This is a genomic window from Stenotrophomonas sp. KH_052 (genome assembly GCF_057838755.1).
The window spans coordinates 3,114,426-3,139,023 of sequence record NZ_CM174475.1; the positions used below are offsets into that span (position 1 = coordinate 3,114,426).

General features: G+C 66.0%; 22 protein-coding genes. 12 read left to right on the forward strand and 10 right to left on the reverse strand.

What is annotated here, in order from left to right; genetic code table 11:
• Positions 1-43 precede the first annotated feature (43 nt).
• Positions 44-490, forward strand: a complete 447-nt coding sequence (locus AC3ITW_RS14390) for an REP-associated tyrosine transposase (protein WP_080103081.1) — start codon at positions 44-46, stop codon at positions 488-490.
• 134 nt (positions 491-624) lie between these two features.
• Here AC3ITW_RS14390 and zipA read toward each other — a convergent pair whose 3' ends face one another.
• The 7 genes from zipA to AC3ITW_RS14425 all read right to left on the reverse strand — a co-directional run bounded on the left by zipA (position 625) and on the right by AC3ITW_RS14425 (position 7,615).
• Positions 625-1,362, reverse strand: coding sequence for a cell division protein ZipA (zipA, locus tag AC3ITW_RS14395; protein WP_006376490.1), 738 nt, complete (start codon positions 1,360-1,362; stop codon positions 625-627).
• A 46-nt stretch (positions 1,363-1,408) separates the two neighbouring features.
• Positions 1,409-4,912, reverse strand: coding sequence for a chromosome segregation protein SMC (gene smc, locus AC3ITW_RS14400; RefSeq protein WP_006376491.1), 3,504 nt, complete (start codon positions 4,910-4,912; stop codon positions 1,409-1,411).
• A gap of 262 nt (positions 4,913-5,174) precedes the next feature.
• Positions 5,175-5,627, reverse strand: a complete 453-nt coding sequence (rplI, locus tag AC3ITW_RS14405; RefSeq protein WP_006376492.1) for a 50S ribosomal protein L9 — start codon at positions 5,625-5,627, stop codon at positions 5,175-5,177.
• A 104-nt stretch (positions 5,628-5,731) separates the two neighbouring features.
• A complete protein-coding gene (gene rpsR, locus AC3ITW_RS14410) occupies positions 5,732-5,962 on the reverse strand; it encodes a 30S ribosomal protein S18 (protein WP_005926280.1) in 231 nt (76 codons plus the stop codon).
• 11 nt (positions 5,963-5,973) lie between these two features.
• Positions 5,974-6,411, reverse strand: coding sequence for a 30S ribosomal protein S6 (gene rpsF / locus AC3ITW_RS14415; RefSeq protein ID WP_006376493.1), 438 nt, complete (start codon positions 6,409-6,411; stop codon positions 5,974-5,976).
• A gap of 229 nt (positions 6,412-6,640) precedes the next feature.
• Positions 6,641-7,183 carry a CbrC family protein gene (locus AC3ITW_RS14420; protein ID WP_100434962.1) on the reverse strand — a complete coding sequence of 181 codons (543 nt, stop codon included), beginning with the start codon at positions 7,181-7,183 and terminating at the stop codon, positions 6,641-6,643.
• A gap of 93 nt (positions 7,184-7,276) precedes the next feature.
• A complete protein-coding gene (locus tag AC3ITW_RS14425; protein WP_006376495.1) occupies positions 7,277-7,615 on the reverse strand; it encodes a HesB/IscA family protein in 339 nt (112 codons plus the stop codon).
• Between the two features lie 128 nt (positions 7,616-7,743).
• Here AC3ITW_RS14425 and asnS point away from each other — a divergent pair, with 128 nt between their 5' ends.
• From asnS to AC3ITW_RS14480, 11 genes are all read left to right on the forward strand, one after another.
• Positions 7,744-9,138, forward strand: a complete 1,395-nt coding sequence (gene asnS / locus AC3ITW_RS14430) for an asparagine--tRNA ligase (protein ID WP_448123194.1) — start codon at positions 7,744-7,746, stop codon at positions 9,136-9,138.
• Positions 9,139-9,171: 33 nt separating this feature from the next.
• Positions 9,172-9,471, forward strand: a complete 300-nt coding sequence (locus AC3ITW_RS14435; RefSeq protein ID WP_448123195.1) for a hypothetical protein — start codon at positions 9,172-9,174, stop codon at positions 9,469-9,471.
• 7 nt (positions 9,472-9,478) lie between these two features.
• The gene (locus AC3ITW_RS14440) at positions 9,479-9,793 is read left to right on the forward strand and encodes a hypothetical protein (RefSeq protein WP_065724446.1); all 315 of its coding nucleotides are present in this window, start codon (positions 9,479-9,481) and stop codon (positions 9,791-9,793) included.
• A 9-nt stretch (positions 9,794-9,802) separates the two neighbouring features.
• Positions 9,803-10,441 carry an FMN-binding negative transcriptional regulator gene (locus AC3ITW_RS14445; protein WP_489389672.1) on the forward strand — a complete coding sequence of 213 codons (639 nt, stop codon included), beginning with the start codon at positions 9,803-9,805 and terminating at the stop codon, positions 10,439-10,441.
• Positions 10,442-10,514: 73 nt separating this feature from the next.
• Positions 10,515-11,177, forward strand: coding sequence for a carbonate dehydratase (can, locus tag AC3ITW_RS14450; RefSeq protein WP_006376530.1), 663 nt, complete (start codon positions 10,515-10,517; stop codon positions 11,175-11,177).
• Between the two features lie 21 nt (positions 11,178-11,198).
• Complete coding sequence (locus AC3ITW_RS14455; RefSeq protein ID WP_100434963.1) at positions 11,199-11,720, forward strand: 3-hydroxyanthranilate 3,4-dioxygenase; 522 nt, start codon at positions 11,199-11,201, stop codon at positions 11,718-11,720.
• Positions 11,721-11,861: 141 nt separating this feature from the next.
• Positions 11,862-13,136, forward strand: coding sequence for a kynureninase (kynU, locus tag AC3ITW_RS14460; protein ID WP_006376546.1), 1,275 nt, complete (start codon positions 11,862-11,864; stop codon positions 13,134-13,136).
• Positions 13,137-13,167: 31 nt separating this feature from the next.
• Positions 13,168-14,535, forward strand: coding sequence for an FAD-dependent oxidoreductase (locus AC3ITW_RS14465; RefSeq protein ID WP_100434964.1), 1,368 nt, complete (start codon positions 13,168-13,170; stop codon positions 14,533-14,535).
• The gene (gene sbcB / locus AC3ITW_RS14470) at positions 14,535-15,974 is read left to right on the forward strand and encodes an exodeoxyribonuclease I (protein ID WP_100434965.1); all 1,440 of its coding nucleotides are present in this window, start codon (positions 14,535-14,537) and stop codon (positions 15,972-15,974) included. Before AC3ITW_RS14465 ends, sbcB begins: the two co-directional genes overlap by 1 nt.
• Positions 15,971-16,657: a DUF2461 domain-containing protein gene (locus AC3ITW_RS14475; RefSeq protein ID WP_065724441.1), complete on the forward strand. Its 687-nt coding sequence runs from the start codon at positions 15,971-15,973 to the stop codon at positions 16,655-16,657. The genes sbcB and AC3ITW_RS14475 overlap by 4 nt, the downstream gene beginning before the upstream one ends.
• 55 nt (positions 16,658-16,712) lie before the next feature.
• A complete protein-coding gene (locus AC3ITW_RS14480) occupies positions 16,713-17,264 on the forward strand; it encodes a DUF2939 domain-containing protein (RefSeq protein ID WP_012511562.1) in 552 nt (183 codons plus the stop codon).
• Positions 17,265-17,417: 153 nt separating this feature from the next.
• On the opposite strand, the gene AC3ITW_RS14485 is transcribed toward AC3ITW_RS14480, so the two are convergent.
• The 3 genes from AC3ITW_RS14485 to AC3ITW_RS14495 form a co-directional block, all read right to left on the reverse strand.
• Entirely contained in the window at positions 17,418-18,362 is a 945-nt protein-coding gene (locus AC3ITW_RS14485; RefSeq protein ID WP_012511563.1) for a 5'-nucleotidase, read from the reverse strand.
• A gap of 48 nt (positions 18,363-18,410) precedes the next feature.
• Positions 18,411-19,184 (reverse strand): NAD kinase, encoded by a 774-nt coding sequence (locus AC3ITW_RS14490; RefSeq protein ID WP_006376667.1) that lies wholly within the window; start codon positions 19,182-19,184, stop codon positions 18,411-18,413.
• A 190-nt stretch (positions 19,185-19,374) separates the two neighbouring features.
• The gene (locus AC3ITW_RS14495; protein WP_100434966.1) at positions 19,375-24,351 is read right to left on the reverse strand and encodes an NAD-glutamate dehydrogenase; all 4,977 of its coding nucleotides are present in this window, start codon (positions 24,349-24,351) and stop codon (positions 19,375-19,377) included.
• Positions 24,352-24,598 lie beyond the last annotated feature (247 nt).

A 24,598-nucleotide genomic window follows, 5' to 3' on the forward strand; every position in this document is an offset into this window, starting at 1 on the left:
CTCAAGCGATATCCAAGCTGCCTCGGCCAGCCAATGCTGAGGCATGCCCAGTCCACGTCTCCTGAGAGGCCGTTGGTCGCAACTGCGGAACGTCTACGCGATCACCACTGTCACTCACCAGCGCCATCGGCACTTTGATGATCCACACCAGGCCGCCGTCGTTGTAGCGGGCCTGCAGTGGATTCAGCAGGAGGGTCGATGCCTTAACCTCGCATGGGCGGTCATGCCAGATCATGTGCATTGGTTGATGCAACTGCGCTCAGGAACCCTTGCCGCGTCGGTCCAGATGATGAAATCCCGCTGCAGCCGACTCATAGGCATCGACGGGCCGCTCTGGCAGCGTGGTTACCATGATCACGCTGTGCGATGTGATGAGTCCCTGAGAAACCAAGCTCTGTACATCGCAGCGAATCCTGTGCGCGCCGGGCTGGCGGCACAGCTCGGCGATCATCCGTTTGCCTGGTGCCGGTGGTTCGATCGATCGCCCTAGAGGCGAGTCAGGGATGGCCGACCCTGTAGAGTCGAGCGATGCTCGACTGGGGCTTACCCTGGGATCCGCAAGTCGAGCATGGCTCGACTCTACAGAAAGGCAGTCGAGCATGGCTCGACTCCACAGTTGGGGGCTTACCAGCGCGGGGTCTTGGTCAGCGGCGGGGCCTGGTGCTGGCGATCGTAGGCGCGCAGCTCGTCACGGATGTGTGCGATGCGCTGGCGGCCCAGGGCATTGCGGCTGTCATCCAGCACCACGCCATCCAGCAGTTCAGCCATGCGCTGCACCGTCGGCAGCATCTTCTCCCAGGCGTCCAGCGCGGTCAGCGGCGCCGGCAGGGTCAGGAAGAAGGCGATGGCCGGGGTTTCCATGGCGCGGATGTTGGCCATGTCGAAGCTGCCCGGCTTCATGATGCTGGCCATCGAGAAAATCGGGCCGCGCTCGGGGTGGCCTTCCACCAGGCGGTGGAACACGTTCATGTGGCCGAACACCAAGCCAGTCTTCTCAGCCGCCACCACGATGTCTTCGCCACGCAGCTGCTCGCCGGCCCGGGCAGCCACGAACAAGGAGACGATCTTGTCGAAATCCTGGGTGGCGCGCTTGCCGAGATCACTGGCGCCCGGGTCGGTTTCGCCCAGACCAAGTTCGGCCTGCTCGCCTTCCGTGCCCATGCCCGGTTCGACGCGGCCATCGGCCACGGCGACGCCGTCTTCGCCCAGTACCGGCTCGCGGCGCTCGCCGCTGGTCGGTTCCGCGCCTTCCACGCGGCGCCCCTGGGGCTTCTTTTTCGGACGGCCAAACAGGAAGATCGCGGCGATCAACAGCAGGCCGGCGGCCAGGATGCCGATGCGCAACAGTGCCGTGTCGGACATTCGATAGGTTCTCCGGCTAGTTCATTCAGGTAACTAGGATGGCACGTCAGGCCGCGCCCGCCAATCGTGCGGCTTCTTCCAGGTCCACGCTGACCAGGCGGCTGACGCCCGGCTCGCGCATGGTCACGCCCGACAGCTGGTGCGCGGCCTCCATCGTCGCCTTGTTGTGGCTGACGAACAGGAACTGCACCTTCTCGCTCATTTCCTTGACCATGTTGGCCAGGCGGCCGACGTTGGCCTCGTCCAGCGGCGCGTCCACCTCGTCCAGCAGGCAGAACGGCGCGGGGTTCAGCTGGAAGATGGCGAACACCAGCGCTACCGCGGTCATTGCCTTTTCGCCACCGGACAGCAGCGAGATGCTGGACACGCGCTTGCCCGGCGGGCGCGCCATGATGGTCACGCCGGTGTCGAGCAGGTCTTCACCGGTCAGTTCCAGGTAGGCGTGTCCGCCACCGAACAGGCGCGGGTACAGAGCCTGCACGCCGGCATTCACGCGGTCGAAAGTGTCCTTGAAGCGGCCGCGGGTCTCGCGGTCGATCTTGCGGATGGCATCTTCCAGGGTCTCCAGCGCAGTGGTCAGGTCCACATGCTGCGCGTCCAGGTACTCCGAGCGCTGCGAGGCCTCGCCGTACTCGTGGATGGCCGCCAGGTTGACCGGCTCCAGCCGGCGCATGCGGCCGTCGATCTGGTGCACGGCCTGCTCCCAGTCGCCCAGGCGGGCTTCTTCGGGCAGCGCGTTGAGCACATCCTGCATCACGAAACCAGCCTTCTCCACCGCAGCCTGCAGCGTGTCGGCACTGAGCACCAGCGCCTGCTGGTCCAGCTTGCGCTGGGAAATACGCTCGCGCTGGGCCAGTGCCTGTTCGTCGCGTTGGTGGCGGGTCTGCTCGTAATTGCGCAGTTCGGCATCAATGCCGTCCAGCAGCGTACGCGCCTCGGTCAGCACACGGTCGGCACGCACGCGCTCTTCCAGCGCGTTCTGGTGCTCGGCCTGCAGCGATTCGACCGGCGAATCACCCTCATCGAGCTGCGAGTGCAGTTCGCCCAGGCGTGAATCGAGCTGGCCACGCTGGGTGCTCATGCGCTCCAGTGCCTGGCTCAACGAGGCGAGCTGTGCACGCTGCGATTCCAGGGTCAGGGCCAGCGAATGCGAACGCTCGCGCACCGCGCGTGCGGCTTCACGGGCCAGGTCGCGCGCGTCGGTCAGCTGGCGTCGTTCGCCTTCCAAGCCTTGCCGGGTCGATTCCAGATCGCCCATGCTGCTGACCGCGTTTTCCAACCGCGAACGCGCCTCGCGCACCTGTTCGTTGTTGGCATCCAGCGTTTCCAGCAGCTGCTTCAGCTCGCCCTCGATACGATCGATGCGCGTGCGCGCGGCTTCCACCTTGCCCTGCTGGCCCTGCAGCTGGCCGGCCAGCTCGGACACCGCACGGTGCGCCTGGTACAGCGCCCGTTGCGCATCTTCGCGCTGCTGTTCGGCGGCCCGCAGCTGCTCGCGGAAGCCGGACAGCTGTTCTTCCAGCTCGGCCTCGCGGTCCTGCAGCGCCTCGATCTGCTCACGCAGCTCGTTGATCTCGCGTTCGCGCAGCAGCGCGCCCTGCTGGGCCGCACCGGAGCGCGCGACGCGCAGCCAGCCCTGGCCCAGGCGCTCGCCACCCTGGGTGATGATCGAATCGCCTTCGGGCAGGCGGGCCTGCAACGTTTTCGCTTCGGCCAGATCGCTTGCAGCGTGCAGATGGGCCAGCAGGCGACGGATCGCCGCCGGGCCACGCACACGAGCGGCCAGCGAGGTAGGGGCAACCTTCAGATCTGCGTCGTCGCTGGCAACCAGCGCAATACGGCCATCGCCGAGCTCACCCAGTGCATCGACCAGGCTGGACGGATCGTCCACCAGCACGCCTTCGATCAATTGGCCAAGCGCGCTTTCCACCGCGTTTTCCCAGCCGGCGTCGACATCCAGCCGCTCGCCGACACGCGCGGCCGAATCCAGCCCACGTGCCTTCAGCCAGGCCACGGCGGCGCCCTGCTCCTGGCCAAGTGCAGCCTGCTGCAGAGTCTCCAGCGAGGCCAGCCGGCCACGCAGGCCGTTGACCTGCTTGTGCAGCTCGGCCAGCTCGTTCTGTCCGTTGCGCTGCTGTTCCTGCACTGCTGCCACGCCCTGCTTGCGCAGCTCGACGTCTTCACTCAACTCATCCAGCGCGGTCTTCTGCGTGTCGTGCTGCAGGTGCAGCTGCTCGAAGGCTTCTTCAAGCGCATCCACGTCCAGCCCCGCGCGTTCGGCCGCCAGCGCCTCGCGACGACGGTCGGCATCGAGGACCTGCTTGTCCAGGTAGTCCACGCGGGTACGCTCGACATCGCCGGCACGCGAGGCTTCGGAGCTCTGCGAGGTATGCTGCTCCCAGCGCTGCTGCCAGTGAGCCAAGCGCTCTTCCGCTTCGCGCAGGCTCTCCTGCTTGATCTCGTTTTCTTCCTGCAGCGCTTCCAGCTGCGGGGTCGCGGCGTCCACCGCCTCGCGCAGCACCATCAACCTGGCCTCATCGCCACTGATGTGCTGGCCGAGCTCGGACAGGGCCTGGCGGGTTTCATCACGCGCCTTGTGCAGGCGCTGCGACAGTTCGCGCTGATGCTGGATCTGCTGTTCGACACGGGCCAACGTGCTGCCGACCTGATAGACCGCGGCCTGCGCGGTATTCAACGCGTCAGCGGCCTCTTCGCGGCGCACGCGCGAGGTCTCGATGCGGGCCTCGGCGTCGCGCTGGTCGGCGATCAGCTGCTGCAGCCTGGTCTCTTCCTGCGACAGGCCTTCGCGCAACTTGGACAGGCGTCCATCCAGGCCACGGAACTCCAGCGCCTTCCACTCCGCGTCCTTGACCCGGCGTTCTTCCTGCAGCGCCTGGTACTGCTCGGCCTGCCGGGCCTGGCGCTTGAGGTGCTCCAGCTGCTTGCTGATCTCGTCACGCAGGTCGCCCAACCGGTCCAGGTTCTCGCGGGTGTGGCGGATGCGGGTCTCGGTTTCCTTGCGGCGCTCCTTGTACTTGGAGATGCCGGCGGCCTCTTCCAGGTACACGCGCAGGTCTTCCGGGCGCGCCTCGATGATCTGGCTGATCATGCCCTGCTCGATGATCGAGTAGCTGCGCGGGCCCAGGCCGGTGCCGAGGAACAGATCGGTGATGTCGCGGCGGCGGCACTTGGTGCCGTTGAGGTAATAGTTGCTGGTGCCGTCGCGGCTGACCGTGCGCTTGACCGAGATTTCGTTGAACGAGGCGTATTCGCCCGAGATCGTGTGGTCGGAGTTGTCGAAGATCAGCTCGACGGTGGCCTGCGAGACCGGCTTGCGGGCATTGGAACCGGAAAAGATCACGTCGGTCAGCGAGTCGCCGCGCAGGCGGCTGGCCGAACTCTCGCCCATGACCCAGCGCACGGCGTCGATGATGTTCGACTTGCCGCAGCCATTGGGCCCCACCACGCCGGTCATGTTGGTCGGCAGGTGCAGGGTGGTCGGATCGACGAACGACTTGAAGCCGGACAGCTTGATCGTGGAAAGACGCATAGGGTTTCCGGACTGGGGCCGGCAAGCGGCCTGCGTTTACCCTCCAAGTCATTGATCCGATTGGGATCGCTGGCCGTGGAACGGATGTGACGCCCTGAGTATACCGATGTGGCCGTGTTCTACGAATGGGCGTGGAACATTGCCTGGCCGGGGGCGCTGGTCGAGCGTCGCCCGGCGCCCCGGATCGGGCATTCGCCCAAAACAAAACGGGCACCCTCGCGGGCGCCCGTTCTGCGGTGATACCAGGCCTTGCGGCGTGGGATCAGGCCTTTTCGGCTTCGACCACAACCTTGACGGTGGTTTCAACGTCAGCGTGCAGGTGCACCAGGACGTCGTACTCACCGATGTTGCGGAAGGCGCCTTCGCCCAGGATGACTTCGCTCTTGTTCAGCTCGAGGCCGGCAGCGGTGAAGGCATCAGCGATTTCGCGGGCGCCGACCGAGCCGTACAGCTTGCCTTCGGTCGAAGCGTTGGCGGCGATGGTCACGCTCGCGCCTTCCAGCTTGGCCTTGCGGGCGTCAGCGTCGGCGTGGATGGCCTGGGCCTTGGCTTCGTAGTCGGCGCGCTTGGCTTCGAACTCGGCCTTGTTGCTCTCGGTGGCCGGAACGGCCTTGCCCTGCGGCACGAGGAAGTTACGGCCGTAGCCCGGCTTCACGTCGACCAGGTCGCCCAGGTTGCCGAGGTTGGTGACTTTCTGCAGAAGGATCAGCTGCATGGTATTGCTCCAGATGAGTTATTCGTTAGCGAGGCGATGGCCCCGCAACAAAGGCTGTCCGAATAGCTGGCACAGGGGAGCGGCACGTGGCCGCCCCGCCGGCATCAGATGTCGTGGTTGTCGGTGTACGGGATCAGGGCCAGGAAGCGAGCGCGCTTGACGGCGGTCGCCAGCTGACGCTGGTACTTCGACTTGGTACCGGTGACGCGGCTCGGCACGATCTTGCCGTTCTCGGTCAGGTACTGGCGCAGGGTGTTGAGATCCTTGTAATCGATCTCCTTGACACCTTCAGCGGTGAACTTGCAGAACTTGCGGCGACGGAAGAACTTGGACATGTCAGTGCTCCTTAGGCGGCCGAAGCGGCGTCGTCGCCGGCATCGTTGTCAGCGGCGGGGGTGGTTTCGCCTTCTTCGTCATCACGACGACGACGCTCACCACGCTCGGGCTTGTCGCCCTTCTCGTCCTTGCTCTTCATGATCAGCGACTGCTCGGTGTCAGCCTCGTCACGCTTGATGACCAGGTTGCGCAGCACGGCGTCGTTGAAGCGGAAGCTTTCGGTCAGCTCGTTCAGCACGGCCTGGTCGGCTTCGATGTTCAGCAGCACGTAGTGCGCCTTCACCAGGTTCTGGATCGGGTACGCCAGCTGGCGGCGGCCCCAGTCTTCCAGACGGTGGATGGTGCCGTTGCCGTTCTCGACCAGCGACTTGTAGCGCTCGATCATGGCCGGGACCTGCTCGCTCTGGTCCGGATGGACCATGAACACGATTTCGTAATGACGACTCATGTTTTTTCTACCTTTCGGATGTGGCCTTGCGGCCGGACAGCCCCCCGCCGTTGATACCGCGGTGGGGCAAGGATTCCCGCCAGAAAGGCAGGAAGCCGCGCATTATGGCGCAGATGGGGTGGCCGGGCAACCGGCGGATCACAGGGCAACCTGAACCGGGGACCAGCCTTCATGCCAGCCAAGGCTGGCCGCTACCGGAGCCCCGCACAGTCCACGAATCCGCCTGGATTCACCCCAGGTCGACGTGAAGGCGATGCTGGCCGCATTCCAGGCACTGGAACAGGCAGCCGACCATCATCCCGTCCCGGCTCAGGTGCGCCAGCACCCAGTCGGCGTCGCGTGGATTGACTGCCGCCACATCGGGCCGGACCTGATCGAGGATGGGCAGCAGATCTTCGCTGCCGGCGAAGCCGAGGAAGGCGCAAGGTCGTTCACAATGGCTCAGCCATACCGATTGCTGCCAGGACGAGTAGCCCGGGGTGCGCTCGCAGATCTCCAGCAGCAGCTCGCGGGCGATGGTCGGCGGCGGATCGGCCGGATCCGGGGATACCCCCTCGATATCGCTCCAGCCGGTGAATTCACCCTCGTAACTGGCCGCTGCCCTGCCATCGGCGATACACCAGGGGCACAGGTAATCGGGACGCAGAGGTGTGTAGAACGGCCCCCGGTAACGAAGCGTCCGCGACTGACCGCAGCAGTCACAGATCCCGTCGACCTCTTCGAAGGAGAGGGCGTAGGCCTTGGGGTGATAAATGAAAAGCGGTCGTTCCATCCGTGGATCCCGTCCCTGCCGACCAAGGTCGGCATCTACCAGAGCAGGTTCCGATAGCGTCGGACCACGCCCGGCGGACGCCAGAACCGGCCGTCAGGCCTTGTCGGCGTCGGTGGTGAAGCTTTCGCCGCAGCCACACTCGGCGGTGGCGTTGGGATTGCTGAACGTGAACGTTTCGCTCAGGCCGTGCTTGCCAAAGTCGATCACGGTGCCATCCACCAGCGCCAGGCTCTTGGCATCGACGTAGATCTTCACGCCATCCTGGTCGAACACGGTATCGCCCTCGCGCTCGTCGCGGGCCAGGTCGGTGATGTGACCCCAGCCCGAGCAGCCGGTCTTGGTCACGCCGAAACGCAGGCCCAGCGCGCCGGGGGTCTGGGCGACAAAGCGCTGCACGCGCTCGAAGGCAATGGGGGTCAGGCTGACGGCCATGGGGCTACTCCAGAGGTACGGGGACATTATAAGGAGCCGTTGCCGCGAAAAATGCCTCGCAAGCAGAACGCTGCAACCGGTAAACTCCCGTGTTCACAGATCGAGTCGATCAGCAGAGGATTCAAGTCATGACGGTGGTCAGCGTTGAACATGCGCTTGCCGGGAAGATCCCGGAAGGCGGCGAAGTCACGGTACGCGGATGGGTGCGCACGGTGCGCGGTTCAGCGAATCTGGCTTTCGTGAATGTGAGCGACGGCTCCTGCTTCGCCCCGATCCAGGTCGTGGCCGGTGACAGCCTGGCCAACTTCGACGAAATCAAGCGCCTGACCAGCGGCTGCTCGGTCATCGCCACCGGCACCCTGGTGAAGTCGCAGGGCAAGGGCCAGTCGTTCGAGATCCAGGCCAGCGCACTGGAAGTGGTCGGCTGGGTTGAAGACCCGCTCACCTATCCGATCCAGCCCAAGCCGATGTCGCCGGAGTTCCTGCGCGAAGTGGCGCACCTGCGCCCGCGCACCAACCTGTTCGGCGCGGTCACCCGCATCCGCAACTGCCTGGCCCAGGCCGTGCACCGTTTCTTCCACGAGAACGGCTTCAACTGGATCAGCACCCCGATCATCACCACCTCCGACGCCGAAGGCGCCGGCCAGATGTTCCGTGTGTCCACTCTGGACATGGTGAACCTGCCGCGTGACGAAAAGGGCGCGATCGACTTCAGCCGCGACTTCTTCGGCAAGGAAACCTTCCTGACCGTGTCCGGCCAGCTGAACGTCGAGGCCTACTGCCTGGCGCTGAGCAAGGTCTACACCTTCGGCCCGACCTTCCGCGCCGAGAACAGCCACACCACCCGCCACCTGGCGGAGTTCTGGATGATCGAGCCGGAAATCGCCTTCGCCGACCTGGCCGAAGACGCGCGCCTGGCCGAAGAGTTCCTGAAGTACCTGTTCCGCGCAGTGCTCGACGAGCGCGGCGACGACCTGGCCTTCATCGCCGAGCGCGTGGACAAGAACGCGATCACCAAGCTGGAAGACTTCATCAATGCGCCGTTCGAGCGCATCGACTACACCGATGCGGTCAGCCTGCTGCAGAAATCCGGCAAGAAGTTCGACTTCCCGGTGGAATGGGGCCTGGACCTGCAGACCGAGCACGAGCGCTGGCTGACCGAGGAACACGTCGGCCGCCCGGTGGTGGTGACCAACTACCCCGAGCACATCAAGGCCTTCTACATGCGCCTGAACGACGACGGCAAGACCGTCGCGGCGATGGACGTGCTGGCCCCGGGCATCGGCGAGATCATCGGCGGCAGCCAGCGCGAAGAGCGCCTGGACGTGCTGGACGCGCGCATGGCCCAGTTCGGCCTGGATCGTGAGCACTACAGCTGGTACCGCGATTTCCGCCGCTATGGTTCGGTGCCGCACGCCGGCTTCGGGCTCGGCTTCGAGCGCCTGGTGGTCTACGTCTGCGGGCTGTCCAACATCCGCGATGCGATCCCCTACCCGCGCGCCCCGGGCAGCGCGGACTTCTAAGCCACCCCACACGACCACGGAGGTACTGTCCCCATGACCCTGTTCTTCGCCCTCTGTTTCGTTGGCGTCGCAGTGGCCGGGTTCAGTGCCTTCGTGATCTTCTGGCCGCTGACCCTGGTGCACGTGCGCGATCGCCATCCGGCGCTTGCCGAGCGCTTCGGCAGTGGCGCCTTCCTCAAGCCCGACGCCCTGGGCTGGTTGCTGCGCCGCGATTACCGGCAGCAACCGGACCGATCGCTGTCCGGGCTGGCGACACCGGCCTGGGTATCGCTGCTGACCCTGCTGACCGGACTGGGCATGGCTGCCCTGCTCTGGTTGGCCTCGCTCTGGTAAGACACACATGAACGACATCTCCGCCGCGCGCGACAGCTGGTGGCTGGCCAGCCTCGGCAACACCCTGATCTGGGCACGCCTTCGCATCCGTGCCGCCGGCACCGCCGAAGTGCTCGACAGTGATGGCAATACGCTGAGCTATGACAGCGAAGACACCGCCCGTTCGCAGCTGTTCGACGCCGAGTTCGTCGAGTACGACGGCCTGGACGAGGAAGACGCGCTGGTGCGTGGCTTCTCGCTGCATGAAGTGCAGCCGCCGCACGCCGACAACGATGAGGGCCTGCGCGGCCGCATGGTGCAGTCCCTCGGGGCCCGCGCCTGAGACCACGCCATGTTCACCCCACGCGCCTTCGCCGAGACCGACCTGCTCTGGCTGGACCGCCTGCTGGCGCGTGATCCGTTCGTCACCGTGCTCACGACCGGCAGTGATGGTCTGCCGGAGCTGACCCGGATACCCGTGCTGTACCGGCGTGACGGCGACCAGATCGAACTGCGCGGCCACTGGGCCCGCGCCAATCCGCAGGCAGCGCAGAGCGGGCCGGCCAAAGTGCTGGTCGATGGCCCGCACGGCTATGTCTCGCCCAGCTGGTACCCGGACAAGGAACAGATGGCACGCGTGCCAACCTGGAACTACGCCGCCGCCGAACTGCGCGGCCAGCTGCATCACTTCGATGACGAGGACGCGCTGGCGGACCTCGTTGCAGGCATCAGCGACCATTTCGAGGCCAGCGTCGGCCAGGGTTGGCGGTTTGAACCGGCGCGCGACACGCATCGCCGCCAGCTGCGCGGCATCGTCGGTCTGCGCTTTGAAGTCCAGCAGGTGCAGTTGAAGATGAAGCTGAGCCAGAACCATCCCGAAGCCAACCAGCTGGCGGCGATCATCGGACTGGAACGGCTCGGCAATCCCCATTCCACCGAACTGGCGCAGTGGATGCGCCGGTATCGCGACGAAGCCGCCGCAGGCAGCTGAGCGCCCTGTTTCCCGCGACGACGCGACCAGAACGGCCGCGCCTTGCCCCCACCCGACGTCAGGGACCCCGAACATGAAAGACATCCACAAGCTGCTGCAGAACAACCGCGAATGGGCCGACCGGATCGAGAAGGAAGATCCGGACTTCTTCCATCAGCTGGCCAAGCAGCAGCATCCGGAATACCTGTGGATCGGCTGTTCCGATTCGCGCGTGCCGGCCAACCAGATCATCGGTATGGCCCCGGGCGAGGTGTTCGTGCATCGCAACGTGGCCAACGTGGTGGTGCATACCGACCTGAACTGCCTCAGCGTGATCCAGTACGCCGTGGACCAGCTGAAGGTGAAGCACATCCTGATCGTTGGCCATTACGGCTGCGGCGGCGTGCACGCCAGCCTGAACAACACGCGGGTGGGCCTGGCCGACAACTGGCTGCGCCATGTCGGTGACGTGGCACAGAAGCACGCCGCGATCATGGATGCGATCGAGGAGCCGGAGCTGAAGCATGCCCGCCTGTGCGAACTGAACGTGATCGAGCAGGTGGTCAACGCCTGCCGCTCGACGATCGTGCAGGACGCCTGGGCCCGCGGCCAGAAGCTGATGGTGCACGGCTGGGTGTACAGTCTGAAGGACGGCCGCGTGCGCGAAATGGGCATCGACGTGGGCGCACCTGAAGAACTGCAGCCGGCCTACGAGAAGGCCCTGTCCTACGTTCCGCGCCGCGGTCGGCGCGACTGACCCTCCCTTACGGACACCCCCATGCTTGCCTCCCCCATCAACCTGTTGGGCTGGATCGAGGAAAACCGGCATCTGTTGAAGCCGCCGGTGGGCAACAAGATGATCGACAACGGCGACTTCATCGTGATGGTGGTCGGCGGGCCGAACTCGCGCACCGACTACCACTACGACGAAGGCCCGGAGTGGTTCTACCAGCTCGAAGGCGAGATGGTGCTGAAGGTGCAGGAGGATGGCGCGGTGCGTGACATCCCGATCCGCGCCGGCGAGATCTTCCTGCTGCCGGCGAAGGTTCCGCACTCGCCGCGGCGCCCGCCCGGTGGCATCGGCCTGGTGGTCGAGCGCAAGCGCCTGCCGCACGAGATGGACGGCGTGATCTGGCATTGCGAACTTTGCAACCACAAGCTGCACGAAGAGTTCTTCCCGCTGCAGAACATCGAAACCGACCTGCCGAAGGTGTTCGCGCGTTACCACGCCAGCCTGGAGCTGCGTACCTGCAGCCAGTGCGGGCACGTGGACCCGCTGCCGGCGCCGGCGGCGGGCTGAACGTTCGCCGGGCATGGCCCGGCGCTACCGGGACGTGTGATCTCCGGGTAGCGCCGGGCCATGCCCGGCGAGCGCACCGCGCGGCATCACGCATGCCCCAGGCGCTACACTGGCGGTCCCGTTGCAGCCTGTTGCCCGACCATGTCCGACCTGCTCAGTCGCACCCACGCCATCGCCCTGGACGCCGCCGATCCGCTGCGCCCGCTGCGCAGTGAATTCCTGATTCCGCGCCATGGTGGCGGCGAGCAGACCTACTTCGTCGGCAACTCTCTGGGCCTGCAGCCGCGCGGCGCACAGGCCGCCGTGCAGGAAGTGATGAAGCAGTGGGGCGAGCTGGCCGTGGAAGGCCACTTCACCGGCCCCACGCAGTGGCTGTCCTATCACCGTCTGGTCAGCGCACAACTGGCCCGCGTGGTCGGCGCGCTGCCCAGCGAAGTGGTGGCGATGAACACGCTGAGCGTGAACCTGCACCTGATGATGGTCAGCTTCTACCGGCCAACCGCCGAGCGTCCGGTGATCCTGATGGAGGCCGGCGCGTTCCCGACCGACCGCCACGCCGTGGAAGCACAGATCCGCTTCCATGGTTTCGACCCGGCCGAGTGCCTGGTGGAAGTGCAGCCGGATGAAACCAACGGCACGATCTCGCTGACCGCGATCGAGCGCGCCATCGCCGAGCACGGTCCGCGCCTGGCGCTGGTGCTGTGGCCGGGCGTGCAATACCGCACCGGCCAGGCCTTCGATCTGGATGCGATCACCCGCGCCGCCCGCCTGCAGGGTTCGCGCATCGGCTTCGATCTCGCCCACTCGGTCGGCAACCTGCCACTGCGCCTGCATGACGTGGCCCCCGACTTCGCCGTGTGGTGCCACTACAAGTACCTCAACAGCGGCCCGGGTGCGGTGGCCGGCGCCTTCGTGCACGAACGCCACCATCGCGACAGCAGCCTGCCGCGCTTCGCCGGTTGGTGGGGGCACGAGGAATCCACCCGCTTCCAGATGGCGCCGCAGTTCACCCCGGCCATCGGCGCTGAAGGCTGGCAGCTGAGCAATCCGCCGATCCTCGGCCTGGCACCGCTGCGCGCCTCGCTGGACCTGTTTGAGCGCGCCGGCATGGAGGCGCTGCGCAGCAAGTCGCAGGGACTGACCGGCATGCTGGAAGCATTGGTGCGCGCGCGCCTGGCCAACGTGCTGGACATCATCACGCCGGCCGAACCGCAGCGCCGTGGTTGCCAGTTGTCACTGCGCGTCATCGGTGGCCGCGAGCGTGGCCGCGCCCTGTTCGAGCACCTGCGCGGCATTGGCGTGCTCGGCGACTGGCGCGAGCCCGACGTGATCCGTATTTCGCCCACCCCGCTCTACAACCGCTACCTGGACGTGCACCACTTCGTCGAGGAAGTGGAAGCCTGGGCCGGCCTCTAAGCCAGCCCTTCCCCTACTGCTGGACAGTTCGTTGATCGCACACGCATCCCGCTCGTTGAGCATTATCGGTGCCGGCCTCGCCGGGTCCCTGCTGGCCATCCTGCTGTCACGCCAGGGCTGGCGCATTACCCTGTACGAACGCCGCGGCGATCCGCGCGTGGCCGACTACGAGAGCGGCCGCTCGATCAACCTGGCGCTGGCCGAGCGTGGGCGCAACGCGCTGCGCCAGGCCGGCGTGGAAGACGAGGTGATGGCCCGCGCGGTGATGATGCGCGGGCGCATGGTGCACCCGCGCGAGGGCGAACCGCAGCTGCAGCACTACGGCCGTGACGACAGCGAAGTGATCTGGTCGATCCATCGCAGGGATCTGAACACCACGCTGCTGGAGCTGGCCGAGCAGGCCGGCGCCACCGTGCACTTCCACCGCCGCCTGCATACCGTCGATTTCGATGCGGGTTACGCACGCTTCATCGATGACCGTGACGACAGCCCTCACGACATCCGTTTCGACACCCTGATCGGCGCCGACGGGGCCGGCTCGTCGCTGCGTGCGGCGATGAACCGGCGCGCACCGCTGGGCGAGGACATCGCCTTCCTCGACCATTCCTACAAGGAGTTGGAGATTCCGCCGGCCGCCGACGGCAGCTTCCGCATCGAGCGCAACGCACTACACATCTGGCCGCGCGGCCACTACATGTGCATCGCCCTGCCCAACCACGAAGGCACCTTCACCGTCACTCTGTTCCTGCCCAACCAGGGTGATCCCAGCTTCGCCACGGTCAACACCGGTGCACAGGCCGAGGCGCTGTTCGCACGCGAATTCGCCGACACCCTGCCGCTGATCCCCGACCTGCGCGCCGACTGGGAACAACACCCGCCGGGCCTGCTTGGCACGCTCACGCTGGAGCGCTGGCATCAGCAGGGCCGTGCCGTACTGATCGGCGACGCCGCACATGCGATGGTGCCGTTCCACGGCCAGGGCATGAATTGCGCGTTCGAGGACTGTATTGCGCTGGCCCGTCACCTGACGGAGGCCGACGACCTGGAAGGCGCGTTCGCCGCGTTCGAGGCCGAGCGCAAACCGAATGCCCGGGCGATCCAGCAGATGGCATTGGAAAACTACCTGGAAATGCGTGACCGCGTGGCCGATCCCGCCTTCCTGCTGCAGCGCGAGCTGGAACAGGAGCTGCAACGGCGCTGGCCGACGCGCTTCGTGCCGCACTACACCATGGTCACCTTCCTGCACACACCCTACGCCGAGGCGCTGCGCCGCACCGACCTGCAACGCGGGATGCTGGTGGCGGCGACCACCGGCCACACCACATTGGACAACATCGACTGGGCCGCACTGGAAGCGCAGATCCACGCGCAGCTGCCGGTCCTGGAGGGCGCGCACTGATGGCCGACAGCTTCCTGTTCTACGACCTGGAAACCTTCGGCCAGGACCCGCGGCGCACGCGCATCTCGCAGTACGCCGCGATTCGTACCGACGCCGACCTCAACGAAATAGACACGCCGGTCAGCTTTTTCGTGCGCCCGGCCGATGATCTGCTGCCCTCGCCGATGGCCACGCTGGTGACCGGCATTACTCCGCAGCAGGCACTGGCCGAAGGCATCAGCGAAGCCGAAGCCTTCGACCGCATCAACGAGCAGCTGTCGCGGCCGGGCACCTGCGCGCTGGGCTACAACACCCTGCGCTTCGACGATGAGTTCGTCCGCTACGGCCTGTTCCGCAATTTCCACGACCCGTACGAACGCGAGTGGCGCAACGGCAATTCACGCTGGGACCTGCTGGACATGCTGCGGCTGATGCGCGCCATGCGCCCGGAGGGTATCCAGTGGCCGCTGCGCGAGGATGGCGCCACCTCGTTCAAGCTCGAACACCTGGCCGAAGCCAACAACGTGCGCGAAGGCGATGCGCACGAAGCGCTGTCCGACGTGCGCGCCACCATCGGCATGGCGCGGCTGTTCAAGCAGTCGCAGCCACGCCTGTGGGACTACGCCCTGAAGCTGCGCGACAAGCGCTTCGTCGGCAGCCTGCTGGACGTGGCCGCGATGAAGCCGGTACTGCACATTTCCATGCGCTACCCGGCCAGCCGCCTGTGCGCGGCACCGGTGCTGCCGCTGTCGATGCATCCCACCGTCAACAACCGGGTAATCGTGTTCGACCTGGACGGTGACATCGACGACCTGCTGGAACTTCCGGCCGAGGTGATCGCGCAGCGCCTGTACATGCGTGCCAGCGAACTGCCCGAGGGCGCGACGCGGGTGCCGCTGAAGGAAGTACAACTGAACAAGGTGCCGGCGCTGATCGCCTGGAACCACCTGCGTGCCGATGACCATGCGCGTCTCGGCCTGGACGTGGCCGCGATCGAGGCCAAGGCCGAGCGCCTGCGTGCGTTCGCCCCACAGCTGGCCGAGAAGGCACGACAGGTCTACAACCAGCCGCGCGTGGCCAGTGTGGCCGACGTCGATGCCTCGCTGTACGACGGCTTCCTGGGTGCCGGCGACAAGCCACTGCTGGCACTGGCGCGCACCACCGCGCCGGAGCAGCTGGCAGCGCTCGAAGGCCGTTTCCGCGACCCGCGGCTGCCGGAGCTGCTGTTCCGCTACCGTGCGCGCAACCATCCCGACAGCCTCGCACCGGATGAACGCCAGCGCTGGCAGGATTACCGCCGCCAGCGCCTGCTCGGAGACGGCGGCCTGGGCGAACTCAACCTGCCCCAGTACCAGCAGCAGCTGGATGCACTGGCTGCCGAAGCGCCCGATGACGCGCGGCGCCAGGATCTGCTGCAGTCACTGCGCGACTGGGGCCAGCATCTGCAGGAGACCCTGTGAGCACATATTTTTCGGATGCCAGCTTCAAGTTCCTGCGCAGCCTGGCGAGGCACAACGACAAGGCATGGTTCAACGATCATCGCCAGCAGTATGAAGACCACGTGCGGCAGCCGTTCCTGCGCCTGCTGGGCGACCTGCAGCCGGCACTGACCGAGGTCAGCGAGCACTTCCGCGCCGACACCCGCGGCGTCGGCGGTTCGCTGTTCCGCATCCATCGCGATGCGCGCTTTTCCAACGACAAGTCGCCGTACAAGACCTGGCAGGGTGCGCGCCTGTTCCATGAGCGCCGCCGCGAAGTGGCCGCGCCCTCGTTCTATGTGCACCTGCAGCCCGGCGAGAGCTTCGTGGGTGCTGGCCTGTGGCATCCAGAGCCGGAAACCCAGCGCCGCGTGCGCCACTTCATCCTCGACAACCCCGGCAGCTGGAAAGCCGCCGCGCATGCACCGGCGCTGCGCAAGCGCTTCGACTTCGAGGAAAGCGAGAAGCTGGTTCGGCCGCCGCGCGGCTTCCCGGCCGACTTCGAGTTCATCGACGACCTGAAGCACCGCAACTGGGTGATGTGGCGCTCGCTGGACGATGCCACGATGACCGGCCCGCGCCTGCTGTCCACGCTGGGCAAGGACCTGGCCGCGCTCGGCCCGTTCGTCGACTATCTGTGCGCGGCGCTGGACCTGGAATTCTAGGTCGCATCACCTGCCGTTCACCACTGGCTGCGGCAGTTGCGGCAGTCTGGGCGGCATGAAGAAGCTCAGCGCACTCGTGGTCCTGCTGGTCCTGGCACTGGCCGCCTGGTGGTTTGGCGGCCCGTACATGACCGTGCACGGCCTGTCCAAGGCCATCGAACAGCGTGACACCGCCCGATTGGAGCGCTACGTCGACTTCCCGCGGGTACGCAGCAGCGTGCGCGCCCAGCTCAACGACTACCTGGTGCGCCAGGCCGGTCCGGATGTGGCAGCCAGCCCCTTCGGCGCCCTGCTCTACGGGCTGGGCGACCAGCTGGGCGGTGCGGCGGTGGAGACGCTGGTAACTCCGACTGGCATCGGCGCGATGCTGCAGGGCCATGTGCTGTGGAAGCGTGGCCGCAATGAACTGCAGGGAGGCGATGCATTCGGTCCGACCGAACCGGCGCGGCCGCTGAAGCATGCCGAGCACCATTTCGAAGCACTGGACCGCTTCGTGATCGACGTTGATCGTGGCCCGGGCCAGCCGCCGCTGAAGGTGGTGCTGGAACCGCAGGGCCTGCGCTGGAAGGTGGTGGACCTGCAGCTGGGGATGTCGGCCACCCAATAACCGGTAGCCGCCCACCTTGGTGGGCGCCGTTCAACCGAGGTGCCAACCAAGGTTGGCAACTACCGGAAGCACGGGACTCTGGTAGATGCCCACCTTGGTGGGCGCCGATGCATGGCAGTGCCAACCAACGGTTGGCACCCACCCGGCATGGTTTCAGCCTTCGTTGGCGACGCCGTGCGGCACGTGGCCAGCCGCCACATGCTCGCGGGCACTGTCGATGTTGTGCTGCGAATCATCGAAGAAGATGTCGGCACCAAAAGCCTGCAGGAACGGGCCCTTGTGGCGGCCGCCGAGGAACAGGGCCTCGTCCAGGCGCACACCCCATTCGCGCAGGGTGCGGATCACCCGTTCGTGCGCAGGTGCCGAGCGCGCGGTCACCAGCGCGGTACGGATCGGCGCACTATCACCCGCCGGGAACACTTCCTGCAGCGTATGCAGGGCCGACAGGAAACCGCGGAACGGCCCGCCGCTGAGCGGCTCGCGCGCACGCTCCCGCTCATGGCGACCAAAGGCTTCCACGCCCTGCTCGCGCGAAATGCGCTCACTCTCGTCACCGAAGATCACCGCATCGCCATCGAAGGCGATGCGCAGCTGCCCGGCCGGCCGTGTGATATCGATCTGGTCGGCGGCCGCGGCTGCAGTTTCGCCCGGCGGTTTGGGCAGGATGGTGGCCGCAGCGATCCCATGGCGCAGCGCGCTGCGCACCGATTCCGGGTTGGCCGACAGGAACAGGTCGGTGCCGAACGGCTTCACGTACGGCCAGGTCGGCTCGCCGGCGGTGAACGTCGCACGGATGATGCCCAGGCCGTAGTGCTGGATCGAGTTGAAGATGCGCAGGCCGGTATCGGCCGAGTTGCGCGACAGCAGGATCACCTCGACCCGAGGGTTCTCGGGGCTGGCGCCCTGGTTCAGCGCCAGCAGCTTGCGCACCACCGGGAACGCCACGCCGGGACCGAGGATGTCGTCCTCGTGCTGGCGCTGGAACTCGGCATAGGCCGCCACGCCATCGCTCTCGAACAGCGCGTGGCTTTCCTCGAGGTCGAACAGGGCGCGCGAGGTCACCGCGACGGTCAGCAAACGGGGGGAGTTGTCGCCCATCGGTGGGGGTCCTTCAAAGCGATCGGCGGGGCCGGCGGCCTATTGTCCTCAAAAAACGAACTGTTCGCTCAGGATCCGGTCTTCCAGGTTGTGCTCCGGGTCGAACAGCAGGGTCACGCGCCGGTCCTTGGACTCGCGGATGGTGACTTCGACCACATCACGGGTCTCGTGCGAGTCGGCAGTGACGCTGACCGGGCGCTTGTACGGATCAAGCACGCGGAAGCGCACCTCGGTGTCGGCCTTGAGGATCGCCCCGCGCCAGCGCCGCGGCCGGTACGGGGCCAACGGCGTCAGCGCGATGGTATGCGAGCCCAGCGGCAGCACCGGGCCATGCGCCGAATAGTTGTAGGCGGTGCTGCCGGCCGGGGTGGCCACCAGTACACCGTCACCGATCAGCTCGGCCACGCGCTCCTGGCCGTTGAGATCGATGCCGATATGCGCTGCCTGCCGGGTCTGGCGCAGCAATGACACGTCGTTGTAGGCCAGCGAACCGGTGCTGGTGCCCGATTCGGTCAGCGCCACCATCTCCAACGGCCGCAGGTTGGCCGGCTCGGCACGGGCGATGCGCGCCTGCACGTCATCGTCGCCGCGGTACTGGTTCATCAGGAAGCCCACGGTACCCAGTTTCATGCCGAACACCGGCTTGCCCAGGTGACCATGCCGATGCAGGGTCTGCAGCATGAAGCCGTCGCCGCCCAGCGGGCACAGCACGTCGGCCTGCTCCGGCGCGTGGTCGCCATAGCGCGAAACCATCGCCGCGCGGGCCATCTGCGCGGGCTCGGTGGTGCTGGCCAGGAAAGCGATGCGGGGGGTGTCGCTCATCGGTGGATCCGGGTGGGTATGCCAACAAGAGCATACCCGGTAGTGCCGGCCGCTGGCCGGCAATCGCCCATGCGCGGAGATGCGGTTGCCGGCCAGCGGCCGGCACTACCCTTAAAAACAAAAAAACGGCCCCGCTTTCGCGGGGCCGTTCTGTCCAACGCACGCCGGGCATGGCCCGGCGCTACATCACTTACGCACCATGTGCAGCCAGTTGGCCCAGGCGCTGCACCGCGACCGAGACGGTCGGATAATCCAGGGTCTTCTGCTCAGCCAGTTCAGCCAGCATCGCCAGGGTGAAGCGCAGGCTGCTGTCGTCACGACCGATCCACGCGGCCACCTTGGCTTCAGCGGTGCTGCCCTTGGTGCCCAGTGCCTGGCCGGCCAGGCTGCGGTGGTGTGCTGCCAGTTCGTCGCGCAGCACGCCACGTGCCACCGCGTGCCAACGGCCATTGACCTCCAGCGCGTCGATCTGCTCGAACAGCCACGGCAGCTGCAGCGCGTCGCCCAGGCGGAAGTGGATCTTGGACACATCCACCGGCTTCAGCTTGCGGGTGCGGGCCAGTTCGATGATGTCGAACGCCGGCTCCAGGAAGTGCAGTTCGGCCAGCTGCTGCGCCAGCGCAGACGGCAGGCCCTTTTCCTTCCACTCGGCCACAAGGGCTTCATAGGTCGGACGCTGCGAATCCGGCAGCACACCCGAAGCAACGCGGATGTCGTTGAACGGACCCTGGTAGCGGTTGACCGCCTCGGTGATGCCCGGCATCGGGCCCGGGCGCGACAGCAGCCAGCGCACGAACGAACGCTGCAGCTTCCAGATCACTTCCAGCGCATCGATCTGCACCGACTCCGGCAGCGTGCCGTCGAGGGCGTCGATCTGTGCCCACAGCGCGCGCGCGTCCAGCGTTTCGCGGCTGATGGTGTAGGCCTTGGCGACCTCGGCGATGGAACGGCCGGTGTCTTCCTGCATGCGCATCAGGAAGGTGGCGCCCATGCGGTTGATGGTCTGGTTGGTCACGGCCGTGGCGATGATTTCGCGCTTCAGGCGGTGACGCTCCATCGCATCGGCGTACTTCTTCTGCAGCGGCGTCGGGAAGTAGCGCTGCAGTTCCTTGGACAGGTACGGATCTTCCGGGATGTCCGAATCCAGCAGCTGGGCAAACGCCACCAGCTTGGAATAGGACAGCAGCACCGACAGTTCCGGACGGGTCAGGCCCTGGCCGCGCGCCTTGCGCTGGGACAGCTCGGCATCGGACGGCAGGAATTCGATCTGGCGATCGAGCAGGCCCTGCTGTTCCAGGGTACGGATGAAGTGCTGCTTGGAACCCAGGCGCTTGACCGCCATCCGTTCCATCAGGCTCAGGGCCTGGTTCTGGCGGTAGTTGTCGTTGAGCACCAGCGCGGCCACTTCGTCGGTCATCGACGCCAGCAGCTTGTTGCGCTGTTCAACGGTCAGCTTCTTGGCCCGCACCACATCGTTGAGCAGGATCTTGATGTTGACTTCATGGTCGGAGGTATCCACACCGGCCGAATTGTCGATGAAGTCGGTGTTGAGCAGCACGCCGGCCTGGGCAGCTTCGATGCGGCCAAGCTGGGTCATGCCCAGGTTGCCGCCCTCGCCCACCACCTTGCAGCGCAGCTCACCACCGTTCACGCGCAGTGCGTTGTTGGCACGGTCGCCGACATCGCTGTGCTGCTCGCTGGCCGCCTTGACGTAGGTACCGATGCCGCCGTTCCACAGCAGGTCGACCGGCGCCTTCAGGATCGCGCTCATCAGATCGTTCGGCGACAGCGCCTTGACACTCTCGTCCAGGCCCAGCACGTCACGCACCTGCGGGGTGATCTCGATCGACTTCAGGCTGCGCGGGTACACGCCGCCGCCCTTGCTGATCAGCTTGGCATCGTAGTCTGCCCAACTCGAACGCGGCACGGTGAACAGGCGCTCACGCTCGACGAACGTGGTGGCCGCATCCGGGTTCGGGTCCAGGAAGATGTGGCGGTGGTCGAACGCAGCCAGCAGGCGGATGTGGCGCGACAGCAGCATGCCGTTGCCGAACACGTCGCCGGACATGTCGCCGACGCCGACCGCAGTGAAGTCCTGGCTCTGGCTGTCACGGCCCAGCGCACGGAAGTGGCGCTTGACCGACTCCCACGCACCGCGAGCGGTGATGCCCATGCCCTTGTGGTCGTAACCGACCGAACCACCGGAGGCGAAGGCATCGCCCATCCAGAAGCCGTGCGCGATGGCCAGGCCGTTGGCGATGTCGGAGAAGGTCGCGGTGCCCTTGTCGGCGGCCACCACCAGGTACGGATCGTCCATGTCATGACGGACCACATCCACCGGCGGCACGATCTTGTTGTTGACGATGTTGTCGGTGATGTCCAGCAGGCCCTGGATGAACAGCTTGTAGCAGGCCACACCGTTGGCGAAGATCGCATCGCGGTCGCCGTTCACCGGCGGCATCTTGGCGAAGAAGCCGCCCTTCGCGCCAACCGGTACGATGACGGTGTTCTTGACCATCTGCGCCTTGACCAGGCCCAGCACCTCGGTGCGGAAGTCTTCGCGACGATCCGACCAGCGCAGGCCACCACGGGCCACCGCACCAAAGCGCAGGTGGGTACCTTCCACGCGCGGGCCGTACACGAAGATTTCGCGGTACGGACGCGGCTTGGGCAGGTCCGGCACCAGCGCCGAATCGAACTTGAAGCTGATGACATGGCCGTGCTGGCCATTGGCATCGGTCTGGTAGTAGCTGGTGCGCAGGGTCGCATCGATCACGCCCATGAACGAGCGCAGGATGCGGTCCTCGTCCAGGCTCGACACGCGGTCCATCAGCTTCAGCAGCGCATCACGCGCGGCCTGCATCTGCGCATCGCGGTCACCCTTGCGGGCATCGACCACGGTCTTGAGCACCTTCAGCGTGGCCTCGTCACCTGCAGCCAGCACATCCAGGTGTGCCTTCAGCTGGGCCTGGCCGGCGGCGATGTCGTCCTTGCTTTCGTGGCCGGTGGCCGGATCGAAGCGGGCTTCGAACAGCTCCACCAGCAGGCGTGCCAGCAGCGGGTAACGGGTGAAGGTGCCTTCCACGTAGGCCTGCGAGAACGGCACGCCGGTCTGCAGCAGGTACTTGCAGTAGCCACGCAGCATGGCGACCTGGCGCCAGTGCAGGCCGGCAGCCAGCACCAGGCGGTTGAACGCATCGTTCTCGGCATCGCCGTGCCAGACGCGGGCGAAGGTCTCGCCGAAGGCTTCATCGACACTGGCGGCATCGATCGCACCGGCGGTCGATTCGACCTCGAAGTCCTGCACGTACACCGGCGCGTTGTCCACCGACAGGCGGTAAGGACGCTCGGCGATCACGCGCAGGCCCATGTTTTCCATCATCGGCAGCGCGTCCGACAGCGGGATGTCATCCAGCTGGCGATACAGTTTCAGGCGCAGGCCATCACCGGATTCACGCGGCACCGCCTGCAGGCTCAGGCGCAGGTCGTCCGGGCCGGTCAGAGCGTCGAGCTGGCTGACATCGTTGGCGGCAACAGCGGTGCTGTTGTCTTCGATGTAACCGGCCGGCAGCGCCTTGCCGATACGCGCAGCGATGCGCAGGCCTTCGGCTTCACCATGGCGGGTAACCAGCGCTTCGCGCAGATCGTCCTGCCAGTTGCGCAGCACCTGGGCCAGCTTCTGCTCCAGTTCGGCGGTATCGACGTCGAGCATCTCGCCCGGCTTCGGGCGCACGATCAGGTGCACCTGGGCCAGCGGCGATTCGCCCAGCACCACCGAGCTGTCCACGTACTCACCGTGCAGCGCTTCCTTCAGCATCGCTTCGATGCGCAGGCGCACGTCGGTGTTGAAACGCTCGCGCGGCAGGTAGACCAGCGCGGAAATGAAACGGCTGTACTTGTCACGGCGCAGGAACAGGCGGCTGCGCACGCGCTCCTGCAGGCCCAGCACGCCCATTGCGGTGCGGAACAGTTCGTCCTCGCTGGACTGGAACAGTTCTTCGCGCGGCAGGGTTTCCAGGATATGACGCAGCGCCTTGCCGCTGTGGCTCGAGCCGGCCAGGCCGGACTGCTTCATCACGTGTTCGTAGCGCTGGCGCACCAGCGGAATTTCCCACGGGCGACGGTTGTAGGCGCTGGAGGTGAACAGGCCGAGGAAGCGCTGCTCGCCGATGATCTTGCCCTTGGCGTCGAATTCCAGCACGCCGATATAGTCCATGTAACCGGCGCGGTGCACGCGCGAACGGGCATTGGTCTTGGTCAGGATCAGCGCGTCCTTCAGCCCGGACGTGGTGTTCAGGCCCTGCGCGGCGAGGGTCTTGACCGGACGTGCAGCGGACTTGTCCTTGCCGCGCATCAGGCCCAGGCCGGTGTCGTTCAGCGGCGCCAGCACGTCTTCCTTGCCCTGCTTCTCGACGCGGTACTCGCGGTAGCCGAAGAAGGTGAAGTGGTTGTCGGCGGCCCAGCGCAGGAATTCCTGCGCTTCCTTGCGCGAGGCATCGTCGACCGGCAGCTGGCGGCTGCCAAGGTCGTCGGCCAGCGCCAGCGCCTTGTCCTGCATCGGCTGCCAGTCGCGCACGATCGCACGCACTTCATCCAGCGCCTTGTTGATCGCCTGCTCGATGGCGGCCATGGCCTCGGCCGGCTGGCGGTCGATCTCCAGCAGCATCACCGATTCCAGCTGGCCGTCACCGACCTTGACCAGCTTGCCGGCCTTGTCGCGGGTGAAGCGCAGCACCGGGTGGCCCAGCACGTGGACGCCGACGCCCTGTTCGGCCAGCGACATGGTGACGGTGTCGACCAGGAACGGCATGTCGTCGTTGACGATCTGCAGCACGGTGTGCGGCGATTCCCAACCGTTGACCTTGGCAGTCGGATTGAACACGCGGACGTTGGCCTTGCCGGCCTTGCGGGCACGGGCGAACTCCAGCGTCTCAGCCGCGAGCGCGGCCCACTCTTCGGCGCTGTGGTGCGGGAACTCGTCCGCCTCCATGCGCTTGTAGAAATCAGTGGCGAAGGCCACTGCTTCGGCCTGTGCGGCCGCCGGGTAGCGCTTGCGCAAAGCCGTGTACACCGGCTCCAGGGAGAAACCAGCGGTCACTGCGACCTCCGACTCTGCTGGTTTGGTCTTGTTTTTCACGGTCTTGGCTGCGGTCTTTTGCGGTTTCATGGCAGAGCGGGGCGCTTGCTCAGTTGGGAAAATGAAATTGTAGCCCTACCGCACGAAAAGGCCTTGCTGCAGGACGGAATAAGTAGATTCGGGTTTGCTGCGGTTTAGACGCCTATTCAGTTCGCTCCGGTATGGAGTGATCAAGGCACGCAGCACTGCCGACAGGATCGGCAAAGCGTGTTACCGGAAGACACACGCGGCGACGACTGTGCGATTCCACAATCCTGAACTGGACGGTATAGTCCAC

Excerpts from the sequence above, each read along its gene's own strand:
- AC3ITW_RS14390 (WP_080103081.1), top strand. The coding sequence starts at position 44 with ATGCCCAGTCCACGTCTCCTGAGAGGCCGTTGGTCGCAACTGCGGAAC.
- zipA (WP_006376490.1), bottom strand. The coding sequence starts at position 1,362 with ATGTCCGACACGGCACTGTTGCGCATCGGCATCCTGGCCGCCGGCCTG.
- smc (WP_006376491.1), bottom strand. The coding sequence starts at position 4,912 with ATGCGTCTTTCCACGATCAAGCTGTCCGGCTTCAAGTCGTTCGTCGAT.
- rplI (WP_006376492.1), bottom strand. The coding sequence starts at position 5,627 with ATGCAGCTGATCCTTCTGCAGAAAGTCACCAACCTCGGCAACCTGGGC.
- rpsR (WP_005926280.1), bottom strand. The coding sequence starts at position 5,962 with ATGTCCAAGTTCTTCCGTCGCCGCAAGTTCTGCAAGTTCACCGCTGAA.
- rpsF (WP_006376493.1), bottom strand. The coding sequence starts at position 6,411 with ATGAGTCGTCATTACGAAATCGTGTTCATGGTCCATCCGGACCAGAGC.
- AC3ITW_RS14420 (WP_100434962.1), bottom strand. The coding sequence starts at position 7,183 with ATGGAACGACCGCTTTTCATTTATCACCCCAAGGCCTACGCCCTCTCC.
- AC3ITW_RS14425 (WP_006376495.1), bottom strand. The coding sequence starts at position 7,615 with ATGGCCGTCAGCCTGACCCCCATTGCCTTCGAGCGCGTGCAGCGCTTT.
- asnS (WP_448123194.1), top strand. The coding sequence starts at position 7,744 with ATGACGGTGGTCAGCGTTGAACATGCGCTTGCCGGGAAGATCCCGGAA.
- AC3ITW_RS14435 (WP_448123195.1), top strand. The coding sequence starts at position 9,172 with ATGACCCTGTTCTTCGCCCTCTGTTTCGTTGGCGTCGCAGTGGCCGGG.
- AC3ITW_RS14440 (WP_065724446.1), top strand. The coding sequence starts at position 9,479 with ATGAACGACATCTCCGCCGCGCGCGACAGCTGGTGGCTGGCCAGCCTC.
- AC3ITW_RS14445 (WP_489389672.1), top strand. The coding sequence starts at position 9,803 with ATGTTCACCCCACGCGCCTTCGCCGAGACCGACCTGCTCTGGCTGGAC.
- can (WP_006376530.1), top strand. The coding sequence starts at position 10,515 with ATGAAAGACATCCACAAGCTGCTGCAGAACAACCGCGAATGGGCCGAC.
- AC3ITW_RS14455 (WP_100434963.1), top strand. The coding sequence starts at position 11,199 with ATGCTTGCCTCCCCCATCAACCTGTTGGGCTGGATCGAGGAAAACCGG.
- kynU (WP_006376546.1), top strand. The coding sequence starts at position 11,862 with ATGTCCGACCTGCTCAGTCGCACCCACGCCATCGCCCTGGACGCCGCC.
- sbcB (WP_100434965.1), top strand. The coding sequence starts at position 14,535 with ATGGCCGACAGCTTCCTGTTCTACGACCTGGAAACCTTCGGCCAGGAC.
- AC3ITW_RS14480 (WP_012511562.1), top strand. The coding sequence starts at position 16,713 with ATGAAGAAGCTCAGCGCACTCGTGGTCCTGCTGGTCCTGGCACTGGCC.
- AC3ITW_RS14485 (WP_012511563.1), bottom strand. The coding sequence starts at position 18,362 with ATGGGCGACAACTCCCCCCGTTTGCTGACCGTCGCGGTGACCTCGCGC.
- AC3ITW_RS14490 (WP_006376667.1), bottom strand. The coding sequence starts at position 19,184 with ATGAGCGACACCCCCCGCATCGCTTTCCTGGCCAGCACCACCGAGCCC.
- AC3ITW_RS14495 (WP_100434966.1), bottom strand. The coding sequence starts at position 24,351 with ATGAAACCGCAAAAGACCGCAGCCAAGACCGTGAAAAACAAGACCAAA.